14 protein-coding genes and 1 tRNA gene are annotated in these 13,550 nt (G+C 38.2%); 12 read left to right on the forward strand and 3 right to left on the reverse strand.

From position 1 onward, the window contains the following. Positions 1-52: 52 nt before the first annotated feature. Positions 53-124 (forward strand) — tRNA-Arg (locus EGI31_RS16835). Between the two features lie 80 nt (positions 125-204). Here the strand turns inward: EGI31_RS16835 and EGI31_RS16840 are convergent. Next, complete coding sequence (locus tag EGI31_RS16840) at positions 205-1,203, reverse strand: hypothetical protein (protein WP_255038319.1); 999 nt, start codon at positions 1,201-1,203, stop codon at positions 205-207. A gap of 3 nt (positions 1,204-1,206) precedes the next feature. Next, positions 1,207-2,562 carry an MBOAT family O-acyltransferase gene (locus tag EGI31_RS16845; protein ID WP_310586223.1) on the reverse strand — a complete coding sequence of 452 codons (1,356 nt, stop codon included), beginning with the start codon at positions 2,560-2,562 and terminating at the stop codon, positions 1,207-1,209. Between the two features lie 407 nt (positions 2,563-2,969). On the opposite strand from EGI31_RS16845, the gene EGI31_RS16850 reads away from it, so the two are divergent. The 6 genes from EGI31_RS16850 to EGI31_RS16875 are packed head-to-tail and all read left to right on the forward strand — an operon-like array spanning position 2,970 to position 10,444. Further along, on the forward strand, positions 2,970-4,709 hold the full coding sequence (locus EGI31_RS16850; RefSeq protein ID WP_255038321.1) for a GMC family oxidoreductase: 1,740 nt from the start codon (positions 2,970-2,972) through the stop codon (positions 4,707-4,709). Between the two features lie 27 nt (positions 4,710-4,736). Next, entirely contained in the window at positions 4,737-5,384 is a 648-nt protein-coding gene (locus tag EGI31_RS16855; protein ID WP_255038322.1) for a gluconate 2-dehydrogenase subunit 3 family protein, read from the forward strand. Continuing rightward, positions 5,360-7,423, forward strand: coding sequence for a TonB-dependent receptor (locus EGI31_RS16860; RefSeq protein WP_255038323.1), 2,064 nt, complete (start codon positions 5,360-5,362; stop codon positions 7,421-7,423). The genes EGI31_RS16855 and EGI31_RS16860 overlap by 25 nt, the downstream gene beginning before the upstream one ends. Further along, positions 7,407-8,276: a glycerophosphodiester phosphodiesterase family protein gene (locus EGI31_RS16865; RefSeq protein WP_255038324.1), complete on the forward strand. Its 870-nt coding sequence runs from the start codon at positions 7,407-7,409 to the stop codon at positions 8,274-8,276. The genes EGI31_RS16860 and EGI31_RS16865 overlap by 17 nt, the downstream gene beginning before the upstream one ends. An 8-nt stretch (positions 8,277-8,284) precedes the next feature. Beyond that, complete coding sequence (locus tag EGI31_RS16870) at positions 8,285-9,802, forward strand: GH3 auxin-responsive promoter family protein (RefSeq protein WP_255038325.1); 1,518 nt, start codon at positions 8,285-8,287, stop codon at positions 9,800-9,802. 9 nt (positions 9,803-9,811) lie between these two features. Continuing rightward, positions 9,812-10,444: an oxidoreductase gene (locus EGI31_RS16875; RefSeq protein ID WP_255038326.1), complete on the forward strand. Its 633-nt coding sequence runs from the start codon at positions 9,812-9,814 to the stop codon at positions 10,442-10,444. Here the strand turns inward: EGI31_RS16875 and EGI31_RS16880 are convergent. Then, positions 10,441-10,797, reverse strand: coding sequence for a DUF3276 family protein (locus EGI31_RS16880; protein ID WP_255038327.1), 357 nt, complete (start codon positions 10,795-10,797; stop codon positions 10,441-10,443). The two genes, EGI31_RS16875 and EGI31_RS16880, sit on opposite strands and share 4 nt — an antisense overlap. A 201-nt stretch (positions 10,798-10,998) precedes the next feature. Here EGI31_RS16880 and EGI31_RS16885 point away from each other — a divergent pair, with 201 nt between their 5' ends. The 5 genes from EGI31_RS16885 (at position 10,999) to EGI31_RS16905 (ending at position 13,544) form a co-directional block, all read left to right on the forward strand. After that, the gene (locus tag EGI31_RS16885) at positions 10,999-11,517 is read left to right on the forward strand and encodes a septal ring lytic transglycosylase RlpA family protein (RefSeq protein ID WP_255038328.1); all 519 of its coding nucleotides are present in this window, start codon (positions 10,999-11,001) and stop codon (positions 11,515-11,517) included. Further along, positions 11,518-12,426: a DUF58 domain-containing protein gene (locus EGI31_RS16890; protein WP_255038329.1), complete on the forward strand. Its 909-nt coding sequence runs from the start codon at positions 11,518-11,520 to the stop codon at positions 12,424-12,426. A 65-nt stretch (positions 12,427-12,491) separates the two neighbouring features. Next, on the forward strand, positions 12,492-12,698 hold the full coding sequence (locus EGI31_RS16895) for a hypothetical protein (RefSeq protein ID WP_255038330.1): 207 nt from the start codon (positions 12,492-12,494) through the stop codon (positions 12,696-12,698). Further along, complete coding sequence (locus EGI31_RS16900) at positions 12,695-13,108, forward strand: PIN domain-containing protein (RefSeq protein ID WP_255038331.1); 414 nt, start codon at positions 12,695-12,697, stop codon at positions 13,106-13,108. Before EGI31_RS16895 ends, EGI31_RS16900 begins: the two co-directional genes overlap by 4 nt. 115 nt (positions 13,109-13,223) lie before the next feature. After that, complete coding sequence (locus EGI31_RS16905) at positions 13,224-13,544, forward strand: heavy metal-binding domain-containing protein (protein WP_255038332.1); 321 nt, start codon at positions 13,224-13,226, stop codon at positions 13,542-13,544. The last annotated feature ends 6 nt before the right edge of the window (positions 13,545-13,550 follow it).

Genomic DNA, 13,550 nt, shown 5'->3' on the forward strand with positions numbered 1-13,550 from the left:
GAAAAAGGTTTAAAGACTGGCAAAAAAAAATTAGCTTTGCACTTTAATTTTTGGCTCCATAGTTTAATGGATAGAACGGAGGTTTCCGGTACCTCTGGTGTGGGTTCGATTCCCTCTGGGGCTACTTATTTTTTTAGTTCTTTTTAAAACGCTAGCAAAATAGACAATACAAGTAGATGTTGTTATGTTTGAAAACCCAGATTTTTACCTCACCACCACCGAATCAATAATCTCCTTAGAAATATAATTCTGGAAATGTGTTCTATCTGGATAGTTGTAAAAGTCTCCGGTGTATTTGTTCTTTCCAGAAAAGTCATGCAAGTTATTTTTGAAATATTTTTTCAAGATGTCATAGTCCTTCTTGTCTAGCTTTTGCTGGTCATAAAGTGGCGTTAATACTACTGTATATTGCGTCTTATGTTTTTCTAAAATCACTGCGATTTCTTTTATCATAACCTCTTCTTCTTCCGATATTTGAGGGCTTCTATATTGTTGATTTTGTGGTCTTTCGTACATAAAACCAGCTTTTTTGAGGGAATCAAGTCGGTGCTTGTAATCGTAATTAGACTGTACGTAACTGTATTTTCTTATTTCCTCGGCTGAACATACATGGTTGAAGTCGTTGGTTTTTACATCTAGTTTGCTGTTTACAAACGAACTGACTTTTTCACCTTCTCCCATCAATATCTTTAGTTTCTCAAGGCTAAAATTTGAAAAAAAACTTACGAGATGTTTATAATAGTAATAAAACTTGCTCTCCTTCAATATTAAGTAATGATCCATCGGGCTCGCTTTGGCTTCTCCGTCAAAAGTATAGTCTGTGTCTAGGTAAATGACTACGTTTTTTAGGTCATATTTTTCTGCTTCGAGGTATTTGAGCTTGGCAAGAATTCCACCAATGGGTTCGTTCCAGTTGGCATAATGGAAAAACCTCGACCCAGGTAATTTACTCTCCAAGTAGCAGCCATAAATACTGCAGCTGCGACTACTCCCAAAAATAAAAGAGTTGTAGTTTTTGTCTGTGGCCAAGAGTTTTTTGGTAGATATATCGCTGAGCTGTTGAAAGTTATATTTCCATGCAAAATTATTTTTATGCTCAAAGTCTGAGTAAACATCTCTTTTGATATAGAAAAACAAAGCCAAAGCAGCCAAAACAGCAATCGGCGAAATGAAAAGAGCGAACTTTTTTATAAAGTTTTTCATCTGTCAGAATTGGAAATAAATAAACTCCTGTTGTGAACCCGCAAATAAGAACATAATCACTATTAAAGCATAGTAAAATGCATAACGCAGTGCAGGCTTCCATTTGCTCCCAAACTTTTGGAGGGCGTATTGCTGCTCTCTGCCGAGCCATTCCACGACCATAAATCCGGCTACAAAAGCCAAAGTAATCATAGCTTTGTTGATTCCTTCAAATTTTGGAACGGTGAAAAAACTTGCCGAAAAGAGTTCAGAAATGTAACTAAAGGCGTGAGATACACTTTCGGCTCTGAAAAATATCCAAGCCAAGAGTGTAAAATGAAAAGTAACGAACATTTGCCCTAATTCCTTAAAATTCGGAAAGAGCCTACCTTGGGCCACAGTTTCGAGATTGTTTCTGTTATTTTGCAATATCAAAAGCGGCAAAAATAGTAGAGCATTTATACCTCCCCAGATGATAAAAGTCCAGCTGGCTCCATGCCAAAATCCGCTCACAAGAAATATTATGAACGTATTCCTGATTTTCTTGGCCAAGCTGCCCTTACTTCCGCCAAGTGGGATATAAAGGTAATCTCTGAACCAAGTGGAGAGCGAAATATGCCATCTACGCCAAAATTCTGCAATGTCTCTCGAAAAGTAAGGGAAGGCAAAGTTACGTAAAAGTTCCATGCCAAACAGACGAGCTGTGCCAAGTGCCACATCAGAATATCCAGAGAAATCGCAGTAAATTTGAAATGTAAAAAATAATGCTCCCAAATATAGAGAGCTGCCACCGTAGTCTTCAGAATTGTTAAAAAACATATTGGCGTACTGGGCACAATTGTCGGCAATCACTATTTTTTTGAATAATCCCCATAGAATTTGTTTCAAGCCATCTACTGCCCTGGCATAGTCAAAAACTCGTTTCTTTTGAATCTGAGGTAATAAGTGAGTGGCTCTTTCTATTGGCCCGGCTACTAAAAGCGGGAAAAAACTCACAAAAACCGAGTATTCTACAAAATCCCGTTCGGGTTTGATTTTGTCTTTATAAATATCAATGACATAAGACAATCCGTGAAAAGTATAAAAAGAAATACCTATTGGCAAGATTACTTTAAGGGTATCAAAATGTGTATCAACTCCAGCCGCCGAGAGACCAACAGATAGAGAATCCATGAAAAAATTATAGTATTTAAAAATACCCAAAAAGCCCAAATTGATACCTATACTTATCCAAAGCCACGCTTTTTTCCAATATTGTGTACTGGCCTCATATGTTTTTATGCCCGAATAGTAGTCTAGAAATGTGGAGAACATCAGCAAAAACAGAAAACGGTAGTCCCAACAGCCGTAAAAAAAATAACTGGCCACCAGAAGTAGCAAGTTTTGATGATTTAATTTTTTATTGAAAACAAACCAATAAAGAAAGAAAACTATCGGGAGAAAAATACCAAAACTTACTGAATTAAAAAGCATTTTGGGCTAAGTTCATTATGAGTTTTATCAAAACATCATTTTATTGTTGGTTTTGATATCTAATTTGATTTTTAGAATTTGCTGAGTGCAAAATTAGGAAAAAATATTAAGACTGCTTTCAATTGAAAAATCGAGTTGTTTTCCGTTAAAAAGAAATTCGAGATGACAATGTCTATACATTTTTGGTTTCAATCTTCGAATTTTAAGCACTTTTTAAAAGATTAATAAAATATTTTAAAAAAAATGAAAAGCTACTTCATTAAACCGAAAAATCCCTTTATTTTTAGGCAAATTAAATATTCAACCATAGAAATATGAATGATTTTCAGATAAAAGAACAGGCCAATGTTTACGATGTCGTTATAGTTGGTTCAGGTGCTGGTGGTGGCATGGCGGCTTATCAATTGAGCAAGGCAGGGGCAAAAGTTTGTCTTCTTGAAGCCGGTGGTTATTTTGACCCAGCTGATCCGAAGTATATCAACCAACTCAAAGGTCCTTGGGAATCGCCTCGTCGCGGTGCGAGTACACTTCGTCCTTTTGGAGACTTTGATGCTGCATGGGGCGGTTGGGAGATTGAAGGCGAACCTTACACACGCAAGAAAGGTACAGAGTTTGACTGGTTCAGGTCGAGAATGTTGGGAGGTAGAACCAATCACTGGGGCCGTATTTCACTGCGTTTCGGACCGAAAGATTTTAAAAGAAAAAGTATTGATGGCCTAGGCGACGACTGGCCAATTAGCTATGATGATTTAGCTCCATATTATGACGAGGTCGATAAACTGATTGGAGTTTTCGGTACAAAAGAGGGCCTATCAAATGACCCGGACAGTTTGTTTCTACCAGCTCCTAAGCCTCGTTTGCACGAATTAATGCTTATGGAAGCCAATAAAAAAACAGGCGTTTTGACCATTCCATCTCGTATGTCTATGCTTACCAAGCCTATCAATGGTCGTGGAGAATGTTTTTACTGTGGACAATGCAGCAGAGGATGTATGGCTTATGCAGACTTTTCGTCTTCATCGGTTTTGGTGATTCCTGCCATGAAAACTGGCAACTTGACATTGATAAATAACGCCATGGCTCGTGAGGTAATAACAGACGAAACCGGAAAGGCCACTGGAGTTTCATATGTCAATAAATACTCATTAGAAGAAAGTACTGTTAAGGGTAAAATAGTTATTTTGGCCGCAAGTGCTTGTGAGTCAGCTCGTTTGTTGTTGAATTCTAAATCAGGTAATCATCCTAATGGTTTGGCCAATGCTTCAGGAATAGTGGGTAAATACTTACACGACAGCACAGGAGCAAGCAGAAGTGCATTTATACCACACTTGACCAACCGAAAAAGATACAACGAAGATGGCGTGGGTGGTATGCACGTATATTCTCCATGGTGGTTAGACAACGCCAAACTTGATTTTCCCCGTGGTTATCACATTGAGTATGGTGGAGGCCAGCGTATGCCGGGCTACGGTTTCGGTTTCGGTATGGAAAATGTCAACGGTAAATATCCTGACAGAAACGGTAAAATGAAGGAAGCAGGTGGCTACGGTGCCTCGCTGAAAGACGATTATAGATTTTTCTATGGTACTGACATCGGTATGGCCGGTAGGGGAGAGGCCATTGCCCGCGAAGACAACTATTGCGAAATAGACCCAAATGTAGTGGATAAGTATGGAATCCCTGTATTACGATTCAACTATAAATGGAGCGAGCATGAGGTAAAGCAAGCCAAGCACATGCAGGATACTTTTGAGGAGATTATTCATGCCTTAGGTGGAATTCCAAATGGTACTAAACCTGGAGCAGATACCAATTATGGATTGGCTGCCCCAGGCCGAATTATTCACGAAGTAGGTACGGTTAGAATGGGTACCGATCCTTCAAAGTCTGCATTGAATAGCCAATGCCAAGCCCACGATGTCAAAAACTTGTTTGTGGTTGATGGAGGTCCGTTTGTTTCTCAAGCTGACAAGAACCCTACTTGGACCATCTTGGCTTTGTCGCTTAGGGCTTCGGAGTACATCATGAAAGAAGTAAAAGCTAAGAATTTGTAATCGTTCTTGATTTTAAAAACTAAAAAAATGAAAAGAAGAGATATTCTAAAAAATATAGGTTTAGGAACGGCCGGAGTGATGGTTTCAGGGGAAGCAATCAGTCAGGTAAAACCGAAAACTGCACCAGTCAAAGAAATACCAGAAGCCCAGAACGGCAAATTGCGTGATGAGATTATTCATGACAATAAACTCAAGGCAGCTAAGTTTTTCACTGCTGCAGAAATGGCCTCCATTACGGTATTGTCTGATATTATTATTCCGGCAGATGCCAAGTCGGGCAGTGCTAGTCAAGCGGGTGTACCGGCGTTTATTGAGTTCATTGTCAAAGACATGCCTCAGCACCAAACGCCTATGCGTGGTGGTTTGATGTGGCTCGATACGCAGTCTAAAAAGATGTTTTCGAAGAAATTTGTGGCTTTAACACCCGCAGATAGACTTAAAGTAGTGGATTTGATTGCCTACCCAAACAAGGCAAAAAAGGAGCACTCGCAAGGCGTTAGTTTTTTCAATTTAATGAGAAATCTTACTGCAACGGGCTTTTTTACAACCGAAATGGGCGTAAAAGACTTGGGCTATATGGGCAACACGCCTAATAAGTGGGATGGTGTACCAGAAGAAGTTTTAAAACAATATAATCTTAGCTATTCAGAATGGGAAAAGCATGCAGCAAAATAATAGGCTATGCTTTTTTATTTTTAAATTTTCAAATTGGTTTCGCTCAAGCAGATTCAACCATACTGCTGGGTGAAACCATTGTCAAAGGATTTGAAACCAATCAAAGTATACTAAAAACTGGAGCCTCAGTAAGCAAAATAGTTCAACGAGACATCGAACGTTTCGACAACACCACGCCACTGGAGGTGCTCAATACTCAAGCGGGCGTTAGACTAGAAGAGCGTTCACCAGGTAGTTATCGTTTGGCTATACGTGGTAGTTCACTACGTTCGCCATTTGGAGTACGCAATGTCAAAGTTTACTGGAACAACATACCTATTACAGATGGGAATGGGCAGAGTTATTTCAATCAGTTGGACATTAATAGCATTGGCTCAATTGAAATCCTCAAAGGCCCATCGGGAAGTATTTATGGAGCAGGAATTGGCGGAGTGCTGAATCTCCAAACCAAGAATGCCGTGGCCGGAAATGCTGTAAGTACAGGTATGCATATAGGAAGTTTCAACACTTTAAATTCGTTTTTATCCTACCAACACGGAACGAGCAAGAACAATTTGTTTTTGAATTTTTCAACGAACAAAACCGACGGTTATAGAGAAAACTCCGCTATGAATCGCCAAACGCTGAACTTGAGCAATACTTTTTTCTTGAAAAAACATAGTCTCAGTGTTTTTGGGTTACTTTCTGATCTTGATTATCTCACCCCGGGAGGGCTTACCTTGGCTCAAATGGAAGCCAATCCAAAATCGGCAAGACCCAAGACTGCGGCTACACCTGGAGCATTAGAACAAAAAGCGGGCATACATCAGAAAATTGCTGTCGTTGGAGCTTCTGATACTTGGAGTCTAGGTCAAAGTTTTGAACTCACTTCTTCGGTATTCTACACGGCCAACGCTTTGCAGAATCCGTTCATAACCAATTACGAGCAGCGAAATGAGCAAACGACGGGTTATAGATTTGTGCTCTCCAAAAGTATCGACAATCTCAAGTTTTGGGTAGGTTCTGAGGGGCTCAGGACTAATTCGAGTTTTGAGGTTTACGATAATAATTTCGGTCAAAAAAGTAAGCAGCGATACACAGATAAGATAAATTCAGGTCAAAATTCTGTCTTTTTTCAAGGACAATGGTCTCTTCCTTTTGAATTTGTACTAACCTCTGGTTTTAGTCTAAATTCCCAGAAATACAATTTTGAAAGAGTTCCTACACTACCTTCTGTCGCCAAAATTGACATTTCAGACGAGCCAGTTGTTCCTTTTTCACCTAGAGTTTCGCTTCTCAAAGGTTTGGGTAAAAGTACCTCGGTTTTTGTTAATTTGAGTAGTGGTTTTTCTTCTCCAACGGCTCAAGAGTTAGTGGCTTCGGTACAAAACGCTCCAAATTTTGAGTTGTTAAAGGCAGAAAAGGGCTTCAACAAAGAAATAGGCTTGAGGCATAGAACAAATTCATTTTGGAATACTGAACTGGTCTTTTTTCAACAAAACATAAAAAATGGACTGGTGAGAAATCTGACTGCTACGGGCAATGAATACTTTCTGAACACCGGTGAGATTTTGCAAAATGGTATAGAATTTTCGAATACCATGGCCTTACAAAAAACAAATGACACTGAATTTATAAAGGAGGCTAATGTTAGTTTAAATGTTATTTATAACGATTTTAGCTATCAAAAGTTCATCTCTGGTGCTAGTGATTTTGGTGGAAAGGAACTGCCTGGGGTATCAAAATACAATGGTTTCCTGAAAATTGACGTAAAACAGCAAGAAGGATTTTTCTTAAACTTTGACTTGAACTATTTGTCTAAAATGCCTTTGAATGATCTCAATTCAGTTTATGCTGAGGAGGCTTTTCTCTCTCAACTAAGGCTAGGTTTTACGCGGTCAATTAGAAAAATAGATTTCAAAATTTATGCTGGAGTTGATAATTTACTCAACGAAAAATACTCCGCTGGTTTTGATTTTAATGCCTTCGGCAATAGATTTTATAATCCATCGCCACCTCGAAACTTTAACGGTGGCCTAAAACTTGACTTTAAGTTTTGATATAATGGAGGCTCAATTTGAGAATTTCGAGATACATGGCCATAGAGGATGTCGGGGTTTAATGCCCGAAAACACTATTCCTGCCTTCAAAAAAGCTCTTGAGCTTCGTGTGGATTATCTTGAATTAGATGTCGTTATTTCGAAAGATAATAAAGTGGTTGTTTCTCATGAACCATTCTTTAATTCCACTTTCTCAACTAAGCCCAATGGTGAGCCAATTGTTTCAGACAACGAGACCAACCTCTACGCGATGAATTATGGGGAAATTCGGTCATACGATGTGGGCTTGAGGGGCAATCCTAGTTTTCCTGAACAATTCAATGTGGCTGCTTATAAACCTTTACTTTCTGAGGTCATTGATTTAGTGTCGGATTTTCAAACCGCATTCTTTTCGAATTCGGTTGGTCTGAATATAGAGCTTAAGAGCCTTCCAGTCGAATATCACATTACGCAACCAGAGCCTTCTGAGTTTGTATTTTTGGTTTTAAATGACCTTAACTTGGTTGATAGTCAAGTAAATATAGTTTTGCAAAGCTTTGATGTTACCGTTTTGCAAATTTTGAAGGCTCAACGTCAATCTTCTCGATATTTTGAGATTTCTTTTCTAGTGGAGCCTGAAGACAACAACGAAATTGATTTCAATCTTGAAAAGCTCGGATTTAAACCCGATATTTGGAGTCCAAATTTTAGTGTTTTGTCAAAAACTAAGGTTGATTATCTGCACCAAAAAGGTATAAAAGTAATACCTTGGACGGTGAATGAAGTGGCCGACATGAACAAAATGCGTGACTTGGGTTGTGATGGCCTCATAACGGATTACCCAAATAGAGCCATAGAATACATCAAAAAATAAGTTTTATTTTGAGCTTAATTACAGAAGTAGTAGGATTTTTTATCAAAAGACGAAGGTCTCGTATCGATCATTTCAAAATGTATCCGGTGGAGACCCAAAGCGAACAGTTTTTTAGTTTAATAGACCGAGCAAAGTTTACGGAGTTTGGTCTTAAATATAATTTTGCTAGCATCACCACAATCAAAGAATTCCAAGAAAGAGTACCCGTGGTGACTTACGAAGAGCATTATCCGTGGATAGAGCGAGTAATGCGTGGGGAAAAAAACATCCTATGGCCATCCGAAATAAACTGGTTCTCCAAATCATCTGGTACCACAAATTCAAGAAGTAAGTTTATTCCTGTATCAGAAGAATCTCTCGAGGAGTGTAATTATCGTGGAGGCAAGGATATGCTGACTTTGTATTTTGATAATAAAATAGATTCTCAGCTTTTTGACGGCAAAAGTATCTCTATTGGAGGTTCTTTGCATCCAAATCCGTTCAATACTCCTGCTATGACAGGAGATATTTCGGCCATCATTACCCGCAACATGCCCAAATGGGCCGAAATGTTCCGAATACCGCCACCCGAAATTGCCCTGTTGGAACGCTGGGAAGACAAAATGGAACGCATGATTGAGATCTGTTCTAAAGAAAACGTCACGGGCATTGCGGGAGTACCTACTTGGACAGTGGTGCTGATAGAAAGTATTGTTGAACGTATGGGAGCCAAAAATGCACTAGAAGTTTGGCCGAATTTTGAGGTATTTTTTCACGGTGCTGTTTCATTTACGCCCTACAGAAGCCTTTTTAGAGATAGACTTTTTCCAAGCGACAAGGTCAATTATTTTGAGACTTACAACGCCTCGGAAGGTTTTTTTGCCATTCAAGACGACTTCGCTTTGCAAGATCAAATGCTACTAATGCTTGACTACGGTGTTTTTTACGAATTTTTGCCTGTGGAAGAGTGGGAAAAGGAATTCCCCAAAGCACTGACTCTAGATGAGGTGGAGTTGGAGAAAAGTTACGCTATGGTTATTTCTACCAATGGTGGTTTATGGCGTTACAAAATCGGTGACACGGTAAAATTTACCTCGAAATATCCTTTTAGAATAAAAATTACAGGTCGTACCAAACATTTTATTAATGCTTTTGGGGAGGAATTGATGGTAGAAAACGCTGACCAAGCTCTTACTGTTGCGGCAGCTAATGCCAAGGTAGATTTGAAAGAATACACCGCTGGGCCAGTTTACATGGATTCTGACAGCAAAGGTGGGCATGAATGGATCATTGAGTGTTCACAATTGCCTGAAAATTGCGATCAATTTATAGAAATATTAGACAATAAATTGAGAGAAGTTAACTCCGATTACGATGCTAAGAGACAGAATGACATTGCCTTGGTTAAACCCAAGGTTCATTTTGTAGCCAGCGGCACTTTCTACACTTGGATGGAAAAACGTGGGAAACTCGGTGGACAACACAAAGTGCCAAGACTGAGCAATTCGAGAGAATATTTAGAGGAGATTTTGGAAATCATAAAATAATTGGGTGAAATGAAAGCAGTAATTGTTGGTTCTACCGGCTTGGTTGGAAGTTGTTTGCTTGAGCAATTAGACGAGGATAAAGCTTTTACTGAGATTCTTTCTTTGGTTAGAAAAAAGACGGGTAAGCCTTATAATAAAGTCAAAGAGGTCGAAGTAAATTTTGATAATTTGCCAGAGGAAGTCTTTGTGAATTCGCAGATAGTTTTTTGCTGTTTAGGTACTACTATCAAAAAAGCTGGGAGTCAGGATGCTTTCCGAAAAGTGGATTTTGAATATCCACTCGAAACCGCAAAAATGGCTATAGATAAAGGTGTAAACAGCTTTGCGATTGTAACAGCCATGGGTTCTGATGCTACTTCTTCTATTTTTTATAACAGAGTCAAAGGTGAAATAGAAAATGCATTGACGGACTTGAAATTTGACCGATTGGGTATTTTTCGGCCTTCAATGTTGCTTGGTGAAAGAACCGAAACAAGAATAGGAGAGCGGATTGGCCAAATTGTAATGAACTTTTTCGGTTTTTTAATCCCGAAAAACTACAAGGCTATACACGGTCATAAGGTAGCGACAGCTATGATTCAATTTGCCAAACAGACCAATTCTTCTGGTAAAAAAGTTATTTTATCTGGCGAAATGTATTAATCCCATTTATAGCTGGAGCCTAACAAATCTTCATCATTTCTTTTACTGTGATGTTTTTCATGAAAATCGTCCTCGGAGTTTTTGAACTGTTCAAAATCCACATGAGGCATCAGTTCTGATTTGATATGATCTACCGTTTCTTGCAGAGCTTCCACTACTTTGTCGAAATCTTCTTTATAGATAAAAAGTTTACTTTTCTCATAAACAAAGTCTCCGTCTTTTTGAAATCGACGGCTTTCGGTGACAGTGAGGTAATAGTCGTTTGAACGGGTGGCCCGTACATCAAAAAAATAGGTTCTTTTTCCTGCTCTGATTTTCTTTGAAAAAATCTTCTCTTGCTCTTCTCTTTCCACGGGATGTATTTTTATGGGGTTTGTTAGTGTTCCAAAAATAAGTTTTTATTCATATAAATAAAAAATATTAAGCCAAAAAAACGGGTGGATTTGCCTAGAAAACATAAAAAAATAAATATTTTTTTGTACTTTGTAAGTAAGATTGAGCAAAAGTCCCTTTTGACGGCAATAAAATTTAAATAAATCTATTCTTTTGCAAATATGGATTTGAAGTATAAACGTATTCTGAATTACATTACTTACACGTTTTTTGTAATGTTTTTTGCAGGAAAATTACACGCACAAAAAGTAGAAATTGGTAAGACTTTCAAAGGTAAGGCGTCCTATTATCACAAGAAGTTTAGCGGTAGAAAAACAGCAAGCGGCGAACGACTAAACAACAGTGGTTTTACTTGTGCACATAAGTATTTTCCTTTTGGTACAATGATTGAAGTAGAAAACCCAGTAACTAAAAAATGGGTGGTAGTAAGAGTAAATGATAGAGGGCCTTTCTCAAAAAGCCGAGTTTTAGACCTTTCTTACGAAGCCGCTAAGATGTTGGGTATGATCAGTAAAGGCATAATGAGTATCAATGCCAAGGTGGTTGGAAAAGATGGAGAGATTTTATTGTACAGAGAGGGAAGTACAGAAGATAATTTTCAACAGATTTTTTCTAAAGACAGTTTACAAGTAGTAGTGCCTTATTTGCCCGAAACCTCGGCCTCGAAAAAAAAGAATTAAATGCAGAAATTAGATTTATCTAAAATAAGAGAATACGGCAACCTAGATTTTTTGTCGAAACAATTGGTGGAAGGATTTATCACAGGCCTTCACAAATCTCCTTTTCATGGGTTTTCGGTTGAGTTTGCTGAACATAGACTTTACAATTCGGGCGAAAGTACGCGACACATAGACTGGAAGGTTTTTGGCAAAACTGATAAGCTTTTTGTGAAGCGATTTGAGGAAGAAACCAATTTGAGGTGTCATTTGCTACTTGATGTGTCTTCGTCGATGTATTATCCTATCAAAAACAACGGCAAGCTTAGTTTTTCGACACTTGCCGCAGGTACTTTGGCCAATATGCTTCAGAGGCAACGCGATGCGGTGAGTTTGGTGACTTTTTCTGATAAAATAGAAACGCACACCGAGTGTAAGTCAACCACCACTCACATCATGAAGATTTACCATGAGCTGGAGAAAGTGCTGAATCGCAAACAAACGCTTCAAAAAACCTCGGTAGTAGAGACATTGCACGAGATTGCCGACAAAATTCATACTCGCTCGCTCGTTGTGATTTTTAGTGATATGTTTGAAAATATGGACGACATGGAGAAGATTTTCTCAGCCATGCAACATCTCAAGCATAACAAACATGAGGTCCTATTATTCCATGTTACCGACAAGAAGACGGAATTAGACTTTGATTTTGACGAACGACCTTATGAGTTTATAGACTTAGAGTCTGGTGAAAAAGTAAAGATTCAGCCCTCACAAGTCAAAGAAAAATACATAGCCGTTTTGGAGGATTTTCACCATGAACTAAAAATAAAGTGTGGTCAGTACAAAATTGACTACATTGAAGTGGACATAGAGCAAGGTTTCGACCAAATTCTCTCATCTTTTTTGGCGAAAAGAGCTAAGATGAGATAAAGAATCTCAATCGAACTTTTGTATTTTTGAATTACATTTCTTTATTTGGTCAAAATAATTTTCAAATGAAAGTAGAGAATACGTTAAATGACTATGTGATAAGTCTTCCGAAAAGTATTTTTGGAACAAAATATATAGATAAGCTCCTTTCAGATCTCAGACTAATTGAGATTTCTTCTAAAACTAAAGGCAAGGAAAGTGACGTAAGTGAATTAGCTTCTTTAATTGACTCCGAGTGGTGGAATACGAATAAGGACAAATTTGCCAAATGAAAGATTTGGTTATTGATACCAATAAACTTATTTCTGCTTTAATAAGTCCTAACGGAAGAACAGCCGAGAAGATTATAGATCTTTCAAGTCAGTTTAGATTGAATGCTTGTCATTTCCTTTATGTAGAAATATTCGCACATAAAAATAAAATACTTAAAGCGAGTAGATTAACTGAGCCTGAACTTTTAGAATTGATGTTAGGGGTTTTCAATAAAGTTACATTTGTAAGTGAGATTCATATTTCCAAGGAAAATTGGCAAAAGGCTACTTTATTATGTGAAGAAAAAGATCCTAAAGATATACCTCACGTAGCCTTATCTTTATTTTTAAAATGTGAACTCTGGACAGGAGATGAAAAACTCAAACAACATTTGATTAGTAAGGGCTTTGTGGATGTATTTGAATTCTAATTATTAATTTTTAGTTATATTTTACCACCTATAATATCAAAATATCCAATCATAAACTTTCTGTGGCTTCTAATTTGGATTGACATCTATTTTTGACAAAAAAACAAAAATAGAAATGTTATTAACTACTACTCAAAGTATTGAAGGTCGTTCGATTGTGGAATACAAAGCCATTGTTACGGGTGAAACCATTATTGGAGCCAACATTTTTAAAGACTTTTTAGCAGGTATCCGCGATATCGTGGGTGGCCGTTCGGGTTCGTATGAGCGTGTATTGCGTGAAGCCAAAGATACTGCCATGGCCGAAATGATTGACCGTGCTCGTAGATACGGAGCAGATGCAATAGTGGGTATAGATCTCGACTACGAAACAGTGGGCAAAAACGGTGGAATGTTGATGGTTTCGGCCTCAGGCACCGCCGTGAAATTGAGCTAAATTCGA

It is taken from the genome of Lacihabitans soyangensis (genome assembly GCF_024343775.1).
Classification (GTDB): Bacteria; Bacteroidota; Bacteroidia; order Cytophagales; family Spirosomataceae; genus Leadbetterella; species Leadbetterella soyangensis.